The organism is Fibrella aestuarina BUZ 2, assembly GCF_000331105.1.
GTDB classification, from domain to species: Bacteria; Bacteroidota; Bacteroidia; order Cytophagales; family Spirosomataceae; genus Fibrella; species Fibrella aestuarina.
This window is the reverse complement of sequence record NC_020054.1, coordinates 570,842-590,794: the sequence shown is the minus strand read 5'-3', so window position 1 is coordinate 590,794 and position 19,953 is coordinate 570,842. Positions and strand designations below refer to the sequence as shown.

At 54.4% G+C, this 19,953-nt stretch carries 19 protein-coding genes; 4 read left to right on the top strand and 15 right to left on the bottom strand.

From position 1 onward, the window contains the following. Window positions 1–9: 9 nt before the first annotated feature. The 6 genes from mfd to FAES_RS02245 form a co-directional block, all read right to left on the bottom strand. Window positions 10–3,435, bottom strand: coding sequence for a transcription-repair coupling factor (mfd, locus tag FAES_RS02270; protein ID WP_041257396.1), 3,426 nt, complete (start codon window positions 3,433–3,435; stop codon window positions 10–12). 172 nt (window positions 3,436–3,607) lie between these two features. Next, window positions 3,608–4,051, bottom strand: a complete 444-nt coding sequence (locus tag FAES_RS02265) for a barstar family protein (protein WP_015329572.1) — start codon at window positions 4,049–4,051, stop codon at window positions 3,608–3,610. Further along, the gene (locus tag FAES_RS02260; RefSeq protein ID WP_015329571.1) at window positions 4,051–4,536 is read right to left on the bottom strand and encodes a guanyl-specific ribonuclease; all 486 of its coding nucleotides are present in this window, start codon (window positions 4,534–4,536) and stop codon (window positions 4,051–4,053) included. Before FAES_RS02260 ends, FAES_RS02265 begins: the two co-directional genes overlap by 1 nt. Window positions 4,537–4,560: 24 nt before the next feature. Further along, window positions 4,561–4,854: a muconolactone Delta-isomerase family protein gene (locus FAES_RS02255; RefSeq protein WP_015329570.1), complete on the bottom strand. Its 294-nt coding sequence runs from the start codon at window positions 4,852–4,854 to the stop codon at window positions 4,561–4,563. Window positions 4,855–4,883: 29 nt separating this feature from the next. Next, the gene (locus FAES_RS02250; protein ID WP_015329569.1) at window positions 4,884–5,513 is read right to left on the bottom strand and encodes an alpha/beta hydrolase; all 630 of its coding nucleotides are present in this window, start codon (window positions 5,511–5,513) and stop codon (window positions 4,884–4,886) included. Between the two features lie 97 nt (window positions 5,514–5,610). Then, complete coding sequence (locus FAES_RS02245; RefSeq protein ID WP_015329568.1) at window positions 5,611–6,543, bottom strand: ring-cleaving dioxygenase; 933 nt, start codon at window positions 6,541–6,543, stop codon at window positions 5,611–5,613. 200 nt (window positions 6,544–6,743) lie between these two features. Between FAES_RS02245 and FAES_RS02240 the strand changes: the two genes are divergently transcribed. The 3 genes from FAES_RS02240 (at window position 6,744) to FAES_RS02230 (ending at window position 9,468) form a co-directional block, all read left to right on the top strand. After that, on the top strand, window positions 6,744–7,544 hold the full coding sequence (locus FAES_RS02240; RefSeq protein WP_015329567.1) for an MlaE family ABC transporter permease: 801 nt from the start codon (window positions 6,744–6,746) through the stop codon (window positions 7,542–7,544). Window positions 7,545–7,574: 30 nt separating this feature from the next. Then, window positions 7,575–8,339 (top strand): ABC transporter ATP-binding protein, encoded by a 765-nt coding sequence (locus FAES_RS02235; protein ID WP_015329566.1) that lies wholly within the window; start codon window positions 7,575–7,577, stop codon window positions 8,337–8,339. A gap of 106 nt (window positions 8,340–8,445) precedes the next feature. Continuing rightward, window positions 8,446–9,468, top strand: a complete 1,023-nt coding sequence (locus tag FAES_RS02230; protein ID WP_015329564.1) for an MlaD family protein — start codon at window positions 8,446–8,448, stop codon at window positions 9,466–9,468. A gap of 68 nt (window positions 9,469–9,536) precedes the next feature. Here the strand turns inward: FAES_RS02230 and FAES_RS02225 are convergent, their stop codons facing one another. Continuing rightward, the gene (locus FAES_RS02225) at window positions 9,537–9,926 is read right to left on the bottom strand and encodes a VOC family protein (RefSeq protein ID WP_015329563.1); all 390 of its coding nucleotides are present in this window, start codon (window positions 9,924–9,926) and stop codon (window positions 9,537–9,539) included. Window positions 9,927–10,011: 85 nt separating this feature from the next. Continuing rightward, window positions 10,012–11,553, bottom strand: coding sequence for a YifB family Mg chelatase-like AAA ATPase (locus FAES_RS02220; protein WP_015329562.1), 1,542 nt, complete (start codon window positions 11,551–11,553; stop codon window positions 10,012–10,014). A gap of 274 nt (window positions 11,554–11,827) precedes the next feature. On the opposite strand from FAES_RS02220, the gene FAES_RS02215 reads away from it, so the two are divergent. Continuing rightward, a complete protein-coding gene (locus tag FAES_RS02215) occupies window positions 11,828–12,772 on the top strand; it encodes a DUF8428 domain-containing protein (RefSeq protein WP_015329561.1) in 945 nt (314 codons plus the stop codon). A gap of 148 nt (window positions 12,773–12,920) precedes the next feature. Here the strand turns inward: FAES_RS02215 and FAES_RS02210 are convergent, their stop codons facing one another. The 7 genes from FAES_RS02210 to FAES_RS02180 form a co-directional block, all read right to left on the bottom strand. Continuing rightward, the gene (locus tag FAES_RS02210; protein ID WP_015329560.1) at window positions 12,921–13,349 is read right to left on the bottom strand and encodes a hypothetical protein; all 429 of its coding nucleotides are present in this window, start codon (window positions 13,347–13,349) and stop codon (window positions 12,921–12,923) included. Window positions 13,350–13,436: 87 nt separating this feature from the next. After that, complete coding sequence (locus tag FAES_RS02205) at window positions 13,437–14,843, bottom strand: serine hydrolase domain-containing protein (protein WP_015329559.1); 1,407 nt, start codon at window positions 14,841–14,843, stop codon at window positions 13,437–13,439. Between the two features lie 129 nt (window positions 14,844–14,972). After that, window positions 14,973–15,356: a DUF3887 domain-containing protein gene (locus FAES_RS02200; protein WP_015329557.1), complete on the bottom strand. Its 384-nt coding sequence runs from the start codon at window positions 15,354–15,356 to the stop codon at window positions 14,973–14,975. Window positions 15,357–15,631: 275 nt separating this feature from the next. Continuing rightward, on the bottom strand, window positions 15,632–16,501 hold the full coding sequence (locus tag FAES_RS02195; RefSeq protein ID WP_041257394.1) for an alpha-1,2-fucosyltransferase: 870 nt from the start codon (window positions 16,499–16,501) through the stop codon (window positions 15,632–15,634). Window positions 16,502–16,588: 87 nt separating this feature from the next. Next, entirely contained in the window at window positions 16,589–17,545 is a 957-nt protein-coding gene (locus FAES_RS02190; protein WP_015329555.1) for a hypothetical protein, read from the bottom strand. A gap of 84 nt (window positions 17,546–17,629) precedes the next feature. Next, window positions 17,630–18,697 (bottom strand): glycosyltransferase family 4 protein, encoded by a 1,068-nt coding sequence (locus FAES_RS02185; RefSeq protein ID WP_198409034.1) that lies wholly within the window; start codon window positions 18,695–18,697, stop codon window positions 17,630–17,632. A 375-nt stretch (window positions 18,698–19,072) separates the two neighbouring features. After that, window positions 19,073–19,837: a 4'-phosphopantetheinyl transferase family protein gene (locus tag FAES_RS02180; protein ID WP_051054012.1), complete on the bottom strand. Its 765-nt coding sequence runs from the start codon at window positions 19,835–19,837 to the stop codon at window positions 19,073–19,075. Window positions 19,838–19,953 lie beyond the last annotated feature (116 nt).

The window sequence follows — 19,953 nt, the reverse complement described above, 5'->3', positions numbered from 1 at the left end:
TGATGGTCGCTAACTGGTAAGTTCAGACAGAATTTCGTTCAGTTGATCGATCGTCCTGACCCCTTCATGCGTAAAAATCAGCCGGTTTTTAACGTCTCGCAGGGAGCATGATTTGGGGTGTGCTTTGACGTAGTCAATTACCTTGCCAAATCGGTCCGACGAAAAGAAGGCGTCTGCCCGGCTATCTTTCTCGGAAGAAACGAAGCTTCCCTTCATTATCGTATTCTTAAGCGACAGTTTTTCAAGGTGTAACTCCTCGGCTTTCCAGCGAACGGCCACCATTTTGAACAGATTGTCGACCCCCGCTGGCGGAGGACCGAACCGATCGGCTACTTCTTTCTTAAACGCCTGAAGTTCAGCCTTGTCTTTGATGTTGTCCAGACGCGTATACAAAGATAGCCGTTCGGAGATGTTTGTCACGTATGTTTCGGGAATCAACACTTCCAGATCCGTCTCGATAACGGTGTCGGGCAACATGGGTTTGAACACGTCCGGCGTCTCCTGGAAAAGCTCTTTGAATTCGGTTTCGCGCAGTTCCTGCACCGACTCATCCAGAATCTGATGGTACATCTCGTAACCGAGGTCGTTGACAAAACCGCTCTGTTCAGCCCCCAGCAAATTGCCCGCGCCCCGGATGTCGAGATCGCGCATGGCAATCTTGAAGCCTTCGCCGAGATCCGAGAAATCTTCAAGCGTTTGCAGGCGCTTGCGGGCATCAGACGTAAGCACCGAGGCAGGCGGCGTCAGCAGGTAACAGAACGCTTTCTTGTTGGACCGCCCTACCCGACCGCGCATCTGATGAAGATCCGATAAGCCAAAGTTGTGCGCCTGATTGATAATGATCGTGTTGGCGTTCGGAATGTCGAGGCCCGATTCGATGATGTTGGTCGACACAAGCACGTCGGTTTCACCTTCGATGAAACGTGTCATCACCTTTTCAAGCCGGTCGCCTTCCATCTGTCCGTGAGCAATACCAATCCGGGCGTCGGGCACCAGCCGCATAATTTTGTTGCCGATCGACTCGATATCGCTGACCCGATTGTGCACCATAAATACCTGTCCGCCCCGTTTCAGTTCATAGCTGACGGCATCGCGCAGAATAGTGTCGCTGAAAGCGTGAATCTCGGTCGTTACCGGCTGCCGGTTGGGCGGCGGGGTTGCAATGACCGACAAATCGCGCGCACCCATCAGCGAGAAATGCAGCGTGCGTGGAATAGGCGTGGCCGTGAGCGTCAGTACATCAACCTCGACCCGCATTTCTTTAAGCCGATCTTTGGTTTTTACCCCAAACTTCTGCTCTTCGTCGATGATCAGCAGGCCCAGGTCTTTAAACTTGATATCCTTGTTTACGATCCGGTGCGTACCAATCAGGATACCCAATTCGCCGGAAGCTGCCTGCCGCAGCGTTTCTTTGATCTGCGCGGCCGATTTAAACCGATTGATGTAGCCCACCTTGACCGGAAACTGTGCGAGGCGATCTTTGAAAGTGTTGTAATGCTGCATCGCTAAGATGGTCGTTGGCACGAGTACGGCCACTTGCTTATTATCGGTAACCGCCTTAAATGCCGCCCGAATCGCCACTTCAGTTTTGCCAAAACCCACGTCGCCGCAAACGAGCCGGTCCATTGGGTGGGGCCGCTCCATGTCGGTCTTCACGTCGGCCGTAGCTTTGGCCTGATCGGGCGTGTCTTCGTAGATAAACGACGATTCCAGTTCGGCTTGCAGGAACGAATCGGGCGAGTAACGGAAGCCGGGCGCGTTACGGCGTTTGGCGTAGAGCGTGATCAGCTCGCGGGCAATGTCTTTGACCTGCTTCCTGACTTTCGATTTCTTCAACTCCCACTCCTGCGAGCCAAGCTTGCTCATTGTGGGTGGGCCTCCCTCCTTTCCGCTGTATTTGGCAATTTTATGCAGGGCGTGGATGCTCACCAGCAGCATATCGTTGTCGCGGTAAATAAGCCGGATCGCCTCCTGTTCGTTACCGCCTACATCAACTTTCTCCATGCCGGCAAACCGGCCAATACCGTGATCGACGTGCGTCACGTAGTCGCCGGGCTGAAGCGTTTTCAGCTCGCGCAGGGTGAGCGCCTTCGACTTGCTGAACTTGTCACGTACCCGGTATTTGAAGTACCGGTCGAAAATCTGGTGGTCGGTGAAGCAGACAATCTTGGTCGTGTCGTCAATGAACCCTTCCCGAATACCCACCTGCATGGTCTGGAATTTAAGGAACGGGTCGACTTCATCGAAAATCACTTTGAGCCGCTCCAATTGCTTGTACGACTCAGCTACCAAAACGTTGGTGTATCCTCGGCTCTGATTGTCGGTGAGGGCGTCGGCAACGCGCTTGAAATCTTTATTGAACGACGGCTGCGGCTTGGATGGGTACGTTAGTTTCGTCTCGGTTTTGAAATAAAACTTGCGTCCAAACTCGACCGTGCTCAGGCCCTTAATCTGATTCAGGAAGGCTCGGCGTGTTTCAAACAGGCGCTCGGGATCTTCCACGATCTGAATATTGCCGCCCCCACTCGTTACCTGTTCCAGACTCTGCTCGGCGCGTTCGAAGCATTTCTCAATGATTTCGAGCGCAAATTCTACGTCTTTAAACCAGGCGCAGGTGTCTTTGGGCAGGAAGTTCAGAAACGATTCGCGGTTCTCCTGCGTGAGGCGCGTCTGTACGTTCGGAATGATGCTGATCTGATCGAGCCGATCGGTCGATAGCTGTGTTTCGGGATTGAAATGGCGGAGGCTTTCAACCTCATCGCCAAACAGCTCGATTCGGTACGGAAACTCGCTGGCAAAGGAAAAGACGTCGATAATGCCCCCACGGATGGAAAACTGCCCCGCTTCGTAGACAAAATCGGTCTTCTCAAATTCGTAGGATTGAAGCAGCTCGGCCACGAAGCTGGAATCGATCTTGTCGCCAATGCGGACGGCCAACGTATTTGCTTTCAGTGATTTCTTATTGATCACCTTCTCAAATAAGGCCTCCGGGTACGTTACAATCAGGCTCCCTTCTTTCGGGTTAAGGCTGATGCGGTTCAGCACTTCGGCCCGTAGCAGCACGTTGGCGTTCTCGACCTCTTCGTACTGGTACGGCTTCTTGTACGACATCGGAAAGAGCAACACGTTGCCGTGTGTATCGGCCGTTACGTCGGTGCGCGACGAATCGGGGCGGTCGGTTAGGCCGAGTATGTTTTGCAGATCGTTGAAGAAAAAAGACGCTTCTTCGCGGTCGGTCAGCACAAACAGATGGTTGCCTCCGAGCAGCTTCGTGAGCGAGGCCGCCAAAATGGCGTCGAGGCTTCCAGCGACGCCCTTTACCTGCACACGTACCGGATCGCTTGCACCCGGCTGGGTACGTTCCTGCAACGGTTTCGCCAGAATTTGTATGAACGGGTCCTCAGTATATAAGGACAATAACTGATTCGTTGTCAAAGCGTTAGGTTTGCTTCGGTAAGCCAGTAAATGAACACGAAAAGCCGCCGGGCTAGACAACCCGGCGGCATAAAGAGAAACCCAAACACACGGGAAATGTTCCGTTTTGCCTGAGCGTACGGACGTATTCTTAGCGCCTTACAGCAAAAAAATCAGGTTGACTAAACGCCGTTTAGCCGACGAGTTCAAAGGCAATGCCTTCCTCGGCCAGCAGCGATTCGATACGGGGGCTTTTCTCGAAAACAACGCTAAACTCTTTGTGGTCGGCGAGGTCTTCTTCATCGTCGGCCATCCATTTCCAATCTTCGACGGTGGCTTCCAGAATGGCCAGAATCGACGCCATTTTCTTGGGGTCGCGCTCCTGACTGACGAGTTGATCGGTGTTGGTGAAATAAAGCACAATCTTCTCGTCTTCGAGCCACTGTAGGTCGTTCAAGGCGTCGTTGAGTGCGTCGAGGTTATTGCCGAAAGCTGGAAACTCGAGCACGTCGGCGATCTCGGCATAAAATTGCTTTAGCGTCCGGGCCTTGCTCCCATCGATGTGCGCGACGAAATGATCAGGAAAACGGTCGGCCAATGCGGCCTCAGACGTTGACAGAATAAAGTTGGCTGCCATCAGTTTACGGTAACTTCGACAAAGGTGTTATAATGATCATTGGTGTACCAGGCCCGGCCGTCGGAGCCCGTCACCAGACGTTCGGTGCCCCGGTTGCGTCCGCTCATCTTCGGGTTTACGTCCCATTCCTGGTAACGAATGGGCTTGCCGTCGGTATCGCTTCGGGGTAAATGGTTTTCAAAATTACCAAACCGCCGCCCACCAACGTACCCAGCCATCGCCCGGCCGTTGGCGTTTACATACGCCAACACGTCGTAAACCTTCCGCGGAATCTGGCCAGCTTTTGCTTGCGACTGTGCCGTATTGGCCTGATAGGAATCAGAGGACCGTTTACGGTGATGCCGATTATGCTTTTTGCGTGACGGCCTCTGAGACGCCTGTTCGGTCGATTCGTCGCGTTGAGCTTGCGACTGGCAGTCGGCCAACAGCGACGAACCGATGAACAGGCAGGCAAATAGAAAAAACGAGCGTAAATAAGAAGGCATCGACGTGGCTACTGAAATGGCTACTTAATTCAGCGAGAACATCGGCACCCGCAGCGAGACAACGTTGCTGAACATCAACTCAATGATGTCGGGGGTCATATAGTCGATCAGTGGGAATTCAGCGAGCGCTTCCAATACGGCAAGCTCTGAATCTGCACTAACGATGCACCATAATTTCGAGCGATCGGCGGCGAGCGAATACGACAAAATCCGGCCTTGTTCCATCATCTCATTGATTTTGGCACGCTGCTCGGGGACTTTCTCCATGAACGCTTCATCCATATCGGCCAATGCAATCTCGACCATAAAATGACTCATAGCTTCCAGGTTGATTAATAACCAGCCAATTAGCTGGCCAGTATCGTATTAATCAAAGTTAGCTCGTCTTCGTTCACACTGTGCGGCGCGTTGGGATAGAGTCGGGTGGTAACGTTGGCGTCCATGCGTGAGAAAACGGCGTCGGTCTCCAATACACGTGCTTTCGGAATGTGCGAGTCGATATCGGAGCAGCCCAACAGGACCGGTGTTTGCCCGAAGGTGCCATCATACTCGCGGGCCGTACCATCGGGTCCTATCAGCCCACCACTGAGGCCGAAAATGCCGCCATACGTACCTGGATTCTGCGCCAGAAATTCCAGCGTCAGACAGGCTCCCTGCGAGAAACCCAGCCAGTAGAGTTGCGGCGTCTTGAAATTGAAATCGCTCTGCAAGCGGGCTAACAGCATTTTCAACACCGTCAACGCCGACGACAGGTACGGCTCGTTACGCTCAGTCGGTTGCAGGAATGAATACGGGTACCAGGTGCCGCCGCTTGCCTGCGGGGCCAGAAAAGCCATGCCTTCCGTATTGGTCAGATACGACGTGAGTGACAGGATATCCTGCGCTGAGCCACCGCGCCCGTGCACCAGCACCATTGCCCGCGTAGCTTCTTCAAGCGGTACACCGGCCGTGAGCACATTGTTTGGGTTATGAATCATGGTTTGGAAAGAGAAGGTCCAATGTCCAAGGTTGGCAGGCTAGACTTATTGGTGCGTCGGCTAACCTTGAACGTTAGACATTGGACTTTGAACTCAACTACTTAATCACCGGCAGCACCTCTTCCAGTTTAGCCCGGCGCGCTTCATATTGTGGAGGCAGTTTCAGCGACGTACCCAGCGATTCGACGGGTTCGTCGATGGCAAACCCCGGCGGATTCGTGGCGATCTCGAACAGCACCCCACCCGGCTCGCGGAAGTAGATGCTGTGGAAGTAGTTACGATCCTGAACCGGCGTTACCTGATACCCGCCTTCGGCCAGTAACTGCTGAATCTGTACCTGCGTCTCGTCGGTATCGGTCGAAAAAGCGACGTGGTGGACCGAACCCGCCCCTTGCAACGCCCGCAGGGCATTGGGGTTTACGTGGATGTCAATGTAATTACCTGAGCCACCTACACCGGCTTCGAAACGCATCAGATCGGCTTCTTCGGCTACGAGGCGGTGCTGCATCGGGTTGGTGAGCAACTCGATCGTCCGTTCGGGGCGAATTTGCTCCAGCGTGACGGTGTGGAAACCACGAACGGCAAATTCGGCGGGAATCTGGCCATTGCTGTAGCCGGGACGTGTATCGTTATCGTTAAAAACCAATTCAATGCCGGTGCCGTCGAAATCGTCGAAGCGGATATAGCTTTCCTCAAACCGCCGAAGTGGCATGGTATGTGCAACCTGGAACTGCTGCAACCGATCGAGCCAGAACTGCATCCCGGCTACAGGGACCGAAAACGCCGTGTAAGTAAGCTGCCCCGCCCCTTTGCGGCCGCGTGGTATGCCTCCATACGGGAAGAACGTCATGATGCTGCCGGGTGAACCCGTTTCGTCGCCATAGTACAGGTGATAGACATCTGGAGCGTCGAAATTGACCGTCTTTTTAACCAGCCGCAAACCGAGGATATGCGTGTAAAAATCAACGTTGCGTTGCGTGTCGCCTGCCAGCGCAGTTACGTGGTGAAGGCCATTGACGAGGGTGCTCATAAGGAATCTTGTTTATTTTCCAGTGTATTTAATGTTGATACATACAATGGCTTTATAAAGTTCACAAACTTCTAATTTGAATAGGATGTATTCCTTCAGAGCAGCGTGTCGAACACCCGTAACTCATTAAGTTAAACCACTTCTTCTACTGCGTGTTTACTCAGTTCGATCCTGAATACAACCATTCTGACGTCCCGTTAATGTTTCCTCCGGCACCAAATACTGAAAAACCCCTGATTTCGACCCGTATTGATCAGGTATTGCTAACGCTGAACGATGTCTGGCAATTTGTACTGCGCTTTTTTCGGGAAGTGTTGCTCCCCCCCTACGAAGGCCGCGAGATCATCCGGCAATGTTACGACGTGGGGGTACGTTCGCTGCCGCTTATCTCCCTGACAGGCTTCATCACGGGCATTGTCTTTACCAATCAGTCGCGACCGTCGCTGGCGCAGTTTGGCGCTACATCGTGGCTGCCGTCGCTCATCGCCATCGCGCTGGTACGGGCGCTAGCCCCCCTGGTTACGGCCCTGATTGCGGCAGGCCGGGTCGGGTCCAACATCGGGGCGGAGCTGGGGTCTATGCGCGTGACCGAGCAGATCGACGCCATGGAGGTGTCGGCTACCAATCCGTTTAAATTTCTGGTCGTCAGCCGGGTGTTGGCTACTACGCTGATGATCCCGACCCTGATGGTCTACACGGTTGCCGTCGGGATGGTGGGCTCCTACCTGAACATCAGCGCCAATGAGGCTACCAGCTTCCGGACGTTTATCGAAGAGGTTTTCGGGGCCATCACGTTCCTGGATATCTTCTCTTCCGTGATAAAATCGTTTGTGTTTGGGTTTACCATTGGCATGGTTGGCTGTTATAAAGGCTATAATTCATCGAAAGGAACAGAGGGCGTCGGTAAAGCCGCCAACGCGTCGGTGGTGACGTCGATGTTCCTCATTTTTATTGAAGAACTGCTATCGCTGCAAATTGTAAATGCATTGCGAAGTGTATAGGGCTGCCTTTAGCGCCTCGTTTTTAGGTATATGACACCATCGACAAACACGCCCGAACGGGTTATTGAGATCAAGGACCTGCACGTTGCCTTTGGCGACAACTACGTGCTGCGTGGGGTTAATCTGGACTTGTTTAAAGGGGAAAACCTCGTTGTCTTGGGCCGCTCGGGTACGGGTAAATCGGTGCTGATCAAAATCATCGTCGGGCTGCTGGCCCCCGATTCGGGTCAGGTACGTGTGCTGGAGCAGGATGTCTTGTCGCTGTCGGCGGTCGAGCTGGAAAAGCTGCGGCTCAAGGTGGGTTTCTCGTTTCAGAACAGCGCCCTGTATGACAGCATGACTGTTCGGGAAAACCTGGAATTCCCGCTCGTTCGTAATGTGCGTAACCTCAGTCGGGCCGAGATTGACCGGGCTGTTGAAGAAGCCCTCGACGACGTGGGCCTGAAACAGACGATCAACCAGATGCCGTCGGAATTATCGGGTGGGCAGCGGAAACGGATCGGGATTGCCCGAACGCTAATGCTCAGGCCTGAGATCATGCTCTATGATGAACCAACGGCGGGCCTTGACCCAATCACGTGTATCGAAATTAATAACCTGATCAACGAAGTGCAGGAGCGCCACGGGGCCTCGTCGATCGTGATTACGCACGACCTGACCTGCGCCAAACAAACCGGCGACCGCGTTGCCATGCTGTTTGATGGGCAGTTCCAACGGGTAGGTACGTTCGACGAGGTATTCAGCACCGACGATGAACGGGTTCAACAATTTTATCACTACAATTTCACTGAATGATTTTTCTGAACAGGATGCCACGGAGATCGCTTCATCATCAGCCAGCTAACCCATCCGCCGTGTTCTGTTCATCGCATAAATCCCGTCAAAAAATTACACACAACCTATGAAATCGAATCGTCGGGCTGTTACAGTTGGCCTGTTTGTTTTACTTGGCCTCGTTCTACTCGTTGCGGGTATCCTGTTCTTGGGCGGGCAGCAAAAACGCTTTACGTCGACCATCCAATTGAAGGCTGTATTCAAAGACGTGGCCGGCCTGAAAACAGGGAATAACGTCTGGTTTTCGGGCGTAAAAATCGGTACGGTCAAACGCATCCGGTTCACGAGCAACTCGCAGGTCGAAGTCGACATGAATATCGAAGAGAGCTCGGCCGAGTTTATCCGTAAGGATGCGCAGGCTACGCTTGGCTCCGACGGGCTCATCGGCAACAAGCTGATTGTGATCGTGGGCGGTACCAACCGGGCGGGCACCATCGAAGACGGCGATGTGCTGCGGGCCCGCGAGGCGCTGAGTACTGAGGCTATCATCGATACCCTACAGGTAACCAACCGGAACCTGTTGAAAATCACGCAGGATGTGGGGTCGGTCGTAACCCGGGTCAAGAACGGCCGTGGGTTGGCGGGTGCGTTGCTTACCGACACGACTGTGCTGCTCAATTTCAAGAATTCGATGGCGAGCCTGCAACGCGCTTCCAACAACGCCGTGCAGATGACCAACTCGCTCAGCACCTTCACGGCCAAGCTCAACCGGCCAGGTACGTTGGCCAACGACCTCGTGACCGACACGGCTATTGTGCGCGACATTCGTAGCTCAACGGCGCGTTTGCGGCAGATGGCCAATCAGGCTAACGAGGCGATCGCCGACGTGAAGCAGGCTACCCAAAAACTGAATAACGGCAATAGCGCCATCGGTGTACTAACGAGCGACCTATCCGTTGGGAACGACATTCGCAGCACCATCCGCAACCTCAACAGCAGCACCCAGAAGCTGGATCAGAACATGGAGGCCCTGAAAAGCAATTTCCTATTCCGGGGCTATTTCCGCAAGCAGGAGAAAGCGAAGGCAAAAGCCGCTAAAGAAGCAGAGAAAAACGGGGGTACGGCACCAACCGACACCACAACTCGCTAACCAAAAAAGGCCTGGTCAGCAGGCCTTTTTTGGTTAAGAACATAAACGTATGTTAGCCAATAAGGCGGCTATTGAGCGAGGCTGAAGTGCGGGTTCTCGATCAAGCCGAATACGTTACCCGCCGGGTCTTTCAGTGTGGCCACCTTTATGCCATCGCCGACATCAGTAATGGGATCTCCTGCCGTAGCCCCTAGACTATGGATTCGGTCGTAAGCGGCCTCAATGGAGGCCACACCCCAATAGGTAAGGGTGCTGCCCGCCTGTACTGTCGCATCCGGATCGAGGCCCAACTCATAACCGCCTACGTTGAACCCAACGTAAAATGGCTGATCGAAATAGGGCTCGAAGCCGAGTACGGCGGTGTACCAGGCTTTAAGCTCGTCGAGGTTGGGGGCCGCATAAATCACGGTTCGCAGGCCGAGCAAGCTGCTGGATTCGGTAGCGGCTGAAGTTGCCATAGTAGTTGTTGTTTTGGTGAAAAGTGCACTTGTTTCGAGACCACAAAATAGGCAGAATCGTCGTTGCCAAGCCTGTTTTTACCCGTTATCCCGCCCAATTTTCGCGGTCGAGGCTGCGGTACTGAATAGCTTCGGCTAAGTGCTCGATCCGGATCTCGTCTGCATCGGCCAGATCGGCGATAGTGCGTGATACCTTCAGAATCCGGTCGTAGGCCCGCGCCGAGAGGCCAAGCCGCTCCATCGCCGTTTTCAGCAGAATCCGACCCGCGTCATTGATGGCGCAAATCTCTTTCACCATCTGCGAGGGCATCATGGCATTGGAATAAATCCCCTCCTGTTCCTCAAATCGCTTTGTTTGCCGGTCGCGGGCTCTGATGACGCGCTCGCGGATTGCTTCGGAAGTTTCGGCGGGCCGGTTGGCGGTCATCTGATCGAACGAAACGGGCGTAACTTCCACGTGCAAATCGATCCGGTCGAGCAGTGGCCCACTAACTTTGTTGAGGTACTTCTGCACTACGCCGGGCCCGCAGACGCACTCTTTGTCGGGGTGGTTGTAGTAGCCGCACGGGCAGGGGTTCATGCTGGCGATGAGCATAAAATTGGCCGGGAACTCCACCGCCCAGCGGGCGCGCGAGATGCTCACAAGGCGTTCTTCCAGCGGTTGCCGCATCACCTCCAGCGCCGAACGCTTGAACTCGGGCAGTTCGTCGAGAAAGAGCACGCCATTGTGAGCCAGCGAGATTTCGCCCGGCTGCGGAAAACCGCCACCACCGACCAGCGCCGCATCCGAAATGGTGTGATGTGGGGCGCGATAAGGGCGCTGAGCGATCAGTGTAGCTTTCTTGCCTAGTTTGCCCGCTACGGAGTGAATTTTGGTAGTCTCAAGGGCTTCCTGCAAGGTCATCGGCGGCAGAATCGTGGGCAACCGTTTGGCAAGCATGGTCTTACCAGCCCCCGGCGGCCCGATCATGATGACGTTGTGGCCTCCGGCGGCGGCAATTTCCAGGGCTCGCTTGATGTTTTCCTGTCCCTGCACGTGGGCAAAATCAGCATCGTAAGCGTTGACGCTCGTGAAAAAGAGATCCCGCGTGTCGATAAGCAGCGGTTCGATGGTGTGCGTGCCGTCGAAGAAAGCCAGTGCCTCGGCCATCGTTTGTACCGGAATCACGTCGAGATTATTGACGATAGCAGCTTCGTGGGCGTTTTCAGCGGGCAGCACAAACCCTTTATAGCCCTGTTTACGAGCTTCGATGGCGATCGGTAGCACACCTTTGATAGGCCGGAGTGAACCGTCGAGCGCCAGTTCGCCCATAATCACGTAGTCCTCCAGGTTTTTGGCCAGGTTCACTTGCTCCGAGGCTTTCAATACGCAGAGGGCAATGGGTAGGTCGTAGGCCGAACCTTCCTTGCGGATATCGGCCGGTGCCAGGTTAACCACGACCTTCTGGCGGGGCATGCGGTAGCCGGCATACTTCAAGGAGGCTTCGACCCGCTGTTCGCTCTCTTTGACGGCACTGTCGGGCAGGCCCACCATAAAAAATTTCATCCCCTGCCCTGCCGTTACTTCAATGGTAATGATGGTTGCATTGACGCCATAAACGGCAGCTCCAAAGGTTTTTGCCAGCATAAAAAAAGACAAGTTGGTGGTGAAAATGGGGGTTAAAGCTAAGAAATTGGCGCTACGTTTTACTTAACTCACGCTGCTGAAAAGCCGCTTTCGTGTGGGCGCTGGGGGGCCGCAAACGCTTTTTAATGAAGCCGTTTGCTCAAAGCTGAAATATTTTTGCATCGAATTGCGTTATACCCATATCGTTTTACTAAAACACCACTATTTGCCTATCGAATTACTCTACGTAGTACCTCAATTTGTGTTTGTTCAACTTAAAATCCGTACTACTATTATGGAGAGTAATCAGCAAAGACCGAAAACAAATGGTGCTCTTTTGGCTGCCCTTGTTTTGATGACTGGCCTGGCCGGTGTTACTAGCTATCTTTATTTCGATAAAAAAGGTGTAGCCGAAACGCAGGAGGTGACGATCGCCGAACGCGTAGAAGAGCTATCGAATACCCGCGTAAAATTAGATTCGATTTCAACGGCCCTCGACGCAAAGATTGCCGAGGTGCAGAAGCTGGGTGGTGACGTAACTGAGCTTCAGAACGTGAAGGCCAAGCTGGAAGCCGATAAAGCCTCATTGGCGCGTGGTGCCAAGCTGTCACGCTCAGCCATTGCCAGCTATGAGGGTAAGATTCGCGAATACATGGCGTATCTGGCCGAAAAGGATACGTTGATTGCTAACCTGCAACGTGAGAAAGAAGTGTTGGTGGCTGATAATAGCACCCTGAACACAGAAAACACGACGCTGAAAACACGTCGTCAGCAACTGGAAGATACCGTCGCGCTTGTGGCCACGCAAAATCAGGAACTGGCTACGAAGGTGACGCGGGCATCGGCTTTGAAAGCGCAGAACGTGAAGGTATACGCTGTTAACAGCCGCGGTAAAGTGAAAGAGGACGATGAGTATAAAGCCAAGCGGATCGACAAGATCAAGCTGACATACGCCCTACTCGACAACCCGCTGACTGCTGAAGAACCCAAAGACGTGTTTGTGCGGGTCCTTGATCCCGACGGTGCCGTCGTATCCGACATGGCCAATGGCTCAGGTACGTTCTCGGCCGGTGGCGACGAAATGGTGTACACTGTGAAACAAACGGTCAATTACGACCGCAACGGGAAGAGCGTTGAACTGCTCTACTCACGTGGCACCCAGTACCGCCCCGGTAAATACACGGTAGAACTGTATAGCGAAGGCTTCAAGATCGGCGCTGGTGAATTCGCCGTCCGGTAAGCGATTTAGGTTGAGCTAGTTGAGTTGGGCCTGACTGTGGCGACACGATCAGCGGCTCACGTCAAGCGAAACCCATAAATGACAAAAACCCGATCTGTTATGGATCGGGTTTTTTGTTTGGTAATGCGTACAAGTTTGTCAGGATATTTTATTTGGCGCCTGTGAAGGTAAAGCTATCGTTGTTGCCCTGCCGTTGCACCCGCAGCACCAACGCCTGCCGCTCAAGACCGTTGTTACCGAAAGCCCGGTCGGTACGAACTGTGCCAAGGATCTCACCCTGTTGAACGAGCTGCACGCTGTTATCAGGCAAGCGCTGAAGTTGCACCTGTTCGATGGTCAGCAGCCGCGTTGTCGGGTACTGTTGCCGGTAGGTCAGCGTCACCGAATTGGCCGATTCTTCGCGCAGGGTAGCCGTTGGCATCTTATCGGCTGGTAGTGCAAGGCAGAGGTAATCAAGAAACCCGTTGGTCTGGTAGTCACCGGCTACCTCGGTGGCCAACGTAGGGGCAATGTCGCTCTCGCGCCCACAGGCTGCCGAGATAAACAGAACGGTGCAGAAAAGTAGAACCCGGAGCATGTATTGGCAGTGATTAACGAGATGAGCAGCAATTCGTCTGATATGGATATAGACGCAAGTTATTGGATAAACGTTGTAACGTGCTGATCAGTTTGTGACGATTCGCTGCAAAGGTACAGCCAGTGCATCAGCAATACCCCCCGACTTGTTCGTCAGCACCACTATCGCTTGCTGAGTGCGGCGATTCAAACAGATGAAGCTGGAGTACCCCCCGGTGCCCCCGTTGTGCCAAATCCAGCCGTTGGGCATGTAATGCCAGCCCAGGCCAATAACCGGTACGCCGTTTTTAGCGAAAGTGGGTTCTTGCGCGATCGTCATGGCCTGACTGAGTGGCGTCGTACTGGCTAACTGAGCCTGTGCGTAGCGAATCATATCCGCTATGGTTGAACGGACGGCTCCAGCACCAGCCAAGGATTGGAATCGCCAGGCCGACATCGGCCGGAACTGATCATCAAACCCCTGAGCCATAGTCGCTTCGAGGCTAGCAATGAGCTGACTGCTCGTTTTGGTCAGGTGCAAGGGCCGACAGATTTGCTCCTGAATAAGTTGCTCGTAGGATCGCCCCCAGACGATTTCGAGTAACGTACCCAACAGCCCCGCCCCCAGGTTGGAATACTGATAGGTCGTGCCCGGTTTGCTGGCCAGTGTGGCCGTGCGCAGGTAGCTGAACAGCCGCTGGCGATCGAAGTGCCGGTACGGATCCTGCGGGTCGAACGTTCCTGTGCCAATGGTTGTAGGCAAGCGGGGCAGGCCGGAGGTATGGTTGGCGAGCGTCTCGACCGTAACCACCACGCTGTCACGCTGTAGCAGCGGTATGGAGTCAGGCAAAAATGTATTGACCGGCGTTTTCAACGTAAGCTTTTTAGCCTGAATCGCCAACGCCAGTAGTGTGGCGGTCATTGTTTTGGTGATCGACCCTATTTCATAGACGGTCGTTGTATCAGGGATTTGCCCACTGCCAGCAAACGTTTCGCCATACCCATACGTCCGGCGAGTCAAGCCGTCGATGATACCAATTGACAGGCTAGTCGGCCGCTTTTGATCGATTACTTGCCGCACCAGGCTATCCAGGCGGCGGTCGAAGTTCGTTGCGAGGGCATTGCTGGAAGGTAGCGGTGCATGGGGCGGATCGGGCGTGAGCGGCTTCCAGGGCGTGAGTGAAAAAGACGTTAGCCGCGCTTTCTGGTCAAGGCCGAAAGCAAGATCCATCGTTTCGCGGTCAAACTGGACTTTATAATGGTACGTGCCCTGTAGGGTTGGCCCAGGCTCGGCCGAACGCCACGTACCCAGCTTAGCGTAATGGGTAATAAGCCTGGAAAAAGAGTCGCGCGGCATTTTCCGTTGTAGCTCACCGGTAAGCCGGGCGTAGAGTGCCTTGCTGTTGCGCTCATTGAACAGCGTACGCTGCATCTGTACCGATGCGGTAACTGGTTGCGCCGACAGAGCCACCGGCAGCATCAGCAGGAAACTAAAAAAGTAGGTAAAGGCATGCATAGGCAGAAGGCCACTAGTGACGTTTTTGGGTGAGTTGGCCGACGAAGTGAACAATCAAGCGACTGCTACAAAACCAAACAGCCCACAATCAATGGATTATGAGCTGTTTTGAATGGCTTGATCCAACCGCTAGTCTTTAGCGGGCTGAAACAGGAAGGTGTATATCTTGCCCTCGGCATCGCGGCTGATGTACACATCGAGCGGCGCATTGGCGAAAATGGCTCTGTATTTGGCAACTCCGTCGGTGACGCTCTTCAGTTCATGCGAGTTCCAGCTACCCAGCTGATCGTGGATTTGGGTGGTAATCTGTTTGGCCTGTTCCAGCGAAATCTGCTTCTTGAAATCGTTGCCCATCAGCGCATACAGCGAGTCGGGCTGTTGAGCGTTTACATACCGCTGCGACAGCTTCATCAGCGAGTCGAGTTTGGCTGTCTCGGGAGTAGTTGCCTTCGTTTGGGCGTTGGCGGCATAAGCGCCAATCAGCAGCGCGGCCGTAGCCAGAATACGTTTCATGGGCAGTTGATTTGTCTACCTAAACCTAGCAGACGAATCAGCCTTACCAGCTGTAAATTGGTTAAACGGTCGTTCCGGCGTCTCGATGGTCCGATTAAGCCGAAACGCCCAATACGGGAAGTGCGGTCTCAATCATGTCAGTCGTCTTGCCAACGGTGCACAAATGGGTTGATGAATTAACGTACCCAGCGCCTGGTCCGGTCTTCCCGCGATGGGATTAGCCGGTTGGTGAAGCGTTTCAGATTCATAGGTAGGAATAAGGAGTTTATGCTCACTTAAAGCCGGAGCCAGCCCGAGGGTAGCAGATCTTTGGTATCCCAGGGTTTGTTGGCAAACCAGCGCTGCGGCCCAATCACGACCTTGTCGGGGCGCGGATTGAGCCAGGCCCCCCACCAGCTAAACGAGCTGTTGGCAATCACGTGATGATGGCACAGGCTCATCAACTGAAGATCATCGACATCGGCGTCGGGACCGCTATTCTGCACAAAGACGTGGGGCTGTTCCGTCACGATATTGGCACGTACCCAGTCGGGGTCGTCGCTGAAAAAGAAGAGTGTGGCGTTGGGGAAAAGGTCTTGTAAATGAGCCAGTGCTTTTTGGTAATAGGCCAGCCCAACAAAGCCAAACGACTGGCTGAACTCCGGATGCGTGACGTAGTCGCCCCGCCGAACATGTACCGAGATGGGTACCTCGGCCTGCTCAATTTGCTGTTGGTACCCCACAAACGTATCGCTCAGTGGTCGGTTGAACGTCAGTTCTTGCCGAATCTGAGGTGTGCTTTGGGCAAAATACTTTTCCGACTGCCAGAAACCCCACAGGATGGTCAGCGGCGCGGCGGGCCGGATCACCGTCGGGTCGAAGTGAAAATCAGCTTCGAAGCGCGTGTCGATCAGCGGCCGTAGCGAGCGGCCCGGCAGCAGGCGCGTTGCTTTTGAGGCGTAGAGCCAGGGCGATGAATCGAGCAGGTTGTAGCGAACGTTGAACCGGTCGAGCTTGAATTTCCGGGGGGTATCGGTCGCGTATTCCTGATGGAAATAACGCAGGTCGAACCAGAGCGACGTGTTGCCCTGCAACGCCAGATGCCGCCCCAGCGCATACTGAAACAGCTGATTTCCTAACCCAGACGTGATTTTGGCGATAACCATAGGACTGTTTACGAGTACTCTGTTTGCCGTCATTTGTTAGGTCACCAGGCGTATGAAGCCGACAACAAAAGACGAATGGCAGATCAATTAATAGTGGGCCTCAACGTACTCGACCAGTTCCTCGCGGTTGCGGGCGTGGAAGATAGTGGCCCCGGAGAGGTTAGGAAACAGGTTTTTGTATTCGTCGAAATCATGTTCAAAACCGCCGCCGGGATGCGATAGCAGCGCGTTGATACCACCAAAGCAACTGGCCAGCGCGGCGGTGCCTCCGTGCATCGAAATAAAGCGGTCGGCGTTGGCGTAAACCATGAGTTGCAAGTGGTTGAAGTTTTCGACCCGATCGTGGTGCTGCTCAAACAGATCGTTTAACTGCACAACATCGGGGTGGTGTTCGCGGAGCCAGTCGTGCTCGCCGAGGTCCATAATCTCGCTGTTATCCAGCACGATCTGACTGCCCAGCGGCCGGTTGTAAACGATCTGGTAACGAGGTTTCAGGTACGTGATCAGCCGGTCGAGGGTGGCGATGTCGAGGTAATTGATGGGCGGCTTGTCCCACTCGATGTTGTACTTATTGGCAATGACCAGCAATGGTTTGTCGTAAACGAACAGGTCGTTGCGGTAATGGGCCTTGAACGGCACCCGCGCCCACTTCGAGAAGTCGTAGGTCGGCGCGTGCGTCATGTTCGGAATGGTGTAGTTGCCGTACCCCGCTTCCCAAACCCGTTTGTCGTGTTTCTCGACGTGATCAGGGCTAAAAAAGTAGAATGGGCGCGTGCTTTTGGCCCCAATGGTCTGTTTCAGCGTGCCGTTGAGGTAGTGCCAGTAAGCAAACGGCATCGCATAGCGCACTTCCTGATCAAACTCCCCGTAAAACTCAATCACCTTGTACGGCCGCTTCGCCATCCGGTCGGCCCACCAGTAACGTACCTGGCTAAGCCGGGCAAAGTAGTTGTCGCGCACAAAATACCGCAGGTCGGGCCGGTAGCGGGGGTAACGCACCGCCGCCAGCACATAGAGCGATTTTAAAACTAATTTTTGAAGCATAGTGGAGGGTTAGAATCGCTTCAGAAGACGAGCTATCAACATCACATGAAAGCACCACAACGAGTGGATCAACGCGGGCGCTTCCTACAGGTTTTCGTAAACGGCGACCAGTTTGTTGGCCGTATTGGCCCACGAAAAGCGGTCGGCTCGTTCGAGGCCGTAGTGCCGGAGATTCTTCCGTAAATCCGTATCGGTCAGTAACCGGTTGATTGGCTCAGCCATGGCTTCGGGCGATGACGGATCGGCCAGCAGGGCGGCGTCGCCGGCCACTTCGGGCATGGCCGAGGTGTTGGCCGTCAGCACGGGCGTACCGCAGGCCATCGCCTCCAGAATGGGTAAGCCGAAGCTTTCGCGCAACGACGGACACAGAAATACCGACGCTGCATTGTACACCACCGGCAACAGTGCGTTCGGAATGTAGCCACACAACACAATGTTGGCCATCAGGTCAGGATGGCCGATCTGGGTGAGCACGCCGGTGACGTAATCGGCCGAAACGTTGGCCATCACCAGCGGGAGCGTCAGCTGCCCGCGCTGTTTCAGGATAGCCAGCGCCTTCAGCACATTGGGTACGTTCTTTTTCGGGTCGGTGTTGCCGAGGAAAAAAATAAATTCGGCCGGTAAGTTGAACTGGGAACGTACCTGAGCCAGCAACGCGGTATCGTCGATAACCCGAAACTGGCGGCTAACGGCATTATGCACCGTCACGACTTTGTCGGGTGCCACGCCAAGGTGGTCGATGATGCGTTGCCGTTCGTAGTCGGAAACCGTCACCACGCGGTGGCTGCGTTTGACCACGCGGGGTACGTTCCAGCGGCGGTAGAGATTGCCAAAGCGCTGATAGGCGTTGCCACCCACGATGGCTTTTTCGAGAAAAATAATGTCGTGGAGGGTAAGCACCAGCGGGGCGGGGCAATTAAGCGGAGCCGTATTGGCCGTGCAGTTGAGTACCGATACGCCCGCTGACCGAACGGCTTTAGGTAAAGCCGACTGTTCCCAAACCGGATAGGGACCGCCGTTTAGCTCCACTACCTGCACGTTGGGGGCGCTGGGCAGGCAGGCCCGATCGCTATCTGGCTTAACAAAGACAACAAACTCGTGTTCATGGTGGTCGGCCAAAGCCCAGATGGTCTCTTTGGCTACTATGTCCATACCATGTTTATGTGGGCGTAACAACCGCTGCGCCTCTATCCCAATTCTCATCCGATCGACCTCTTAGAGGCTTCCTATTGCGTGTGCAGGCGTTAAGACACGCTGTTTTTAACTACTGCTTTTCCCTGACCCGTTTAGACCGCGCTCCTCCCGGTTACGTCACGGCGTTTTTTCATATGTCAACCACAAGGAATGTCGCTGCCCTATACCCTGAAGACTGAAAAATGGCCCGGAAGCGGCTGTTTATGAGTGCTGGAACAGTAGCAAGGAGTAGCGGACTGAACAGACGACAAGCTCATAATAACCTTTTGAATGGGTCAGAAAACAAGCTGGCGGTCAGTTGCTGATGAGTGGGCTTCCCGCACCCGCTGCTAGTCAGGTCGTCAGTGTAAACGCCGATACGGGCCCCGGTTGCTGGCAGGCTAAGGCAGCCAGATGTGTCTCGGAAACAGGAAAGCTAACGATATGCCACGTACCTGCCGCACCGATGGTCGACGACAGCACGGCCTGCTCCCCGTCGAGGACCGAAATGGCGGTCAACTGGTCGGTCAGGCCAAGGCCGGTGGCTTTCAAAATGGCTTCTTTGCGCGTCCAGAGAGTGTAGAACAGCCGTTGATGGGCTTCATCGCCCGGTTGCCCTGCCTGTTGCAATGCCTGTTGTTCGGTGGGGCCGAAGCAGAACGAAATCAGTTCGTCGTAGGCGAACCCAGCTTTAAGCCGTTCCACATCAACTCCGACCGGCTGCTTTCCAAACGCCCACACCACCCACTCGCCCGCGTGCGACACGTTGCTTTGCCAACCCAGATTATTGACCAGGTCGGGTTTGTCATGCTTTCCCATCGTCAACTCGACCGTCGCGGCCGGTTGCCCCAGCAGTTGACCGGCCAGCCAGCGGAGCCCTCCCCTACCCACGATGAAGCGCTGTCGGTCGATCTCCTGCCGAAACCGACTGGCCCTGAGCTGTTCGGCGGGAGTTAACAAGGCAAGCAGGCTATTCTGAAAAGAGCCCGATGAGTCGAGTTGATACCGTACGATCAGCGATCCATCCGGGCCAGGTACGTTCGGCGGGCTGGCTGCGCCGGTCCAGGGCTGCCAAGTAAGGCTGGGTGCAGGTTGGCAGATCAGTGTGGCAAAAGACATGGCGATGAAGTTGAATAGCGTCAGCTTACACGCAGCCCCGGGGTGACGAAGCGGACGACATATGGTCAAAATGGAATTACGCAACGAGTCGTAAAGCGAGCCTGGCGCTTGGTTAG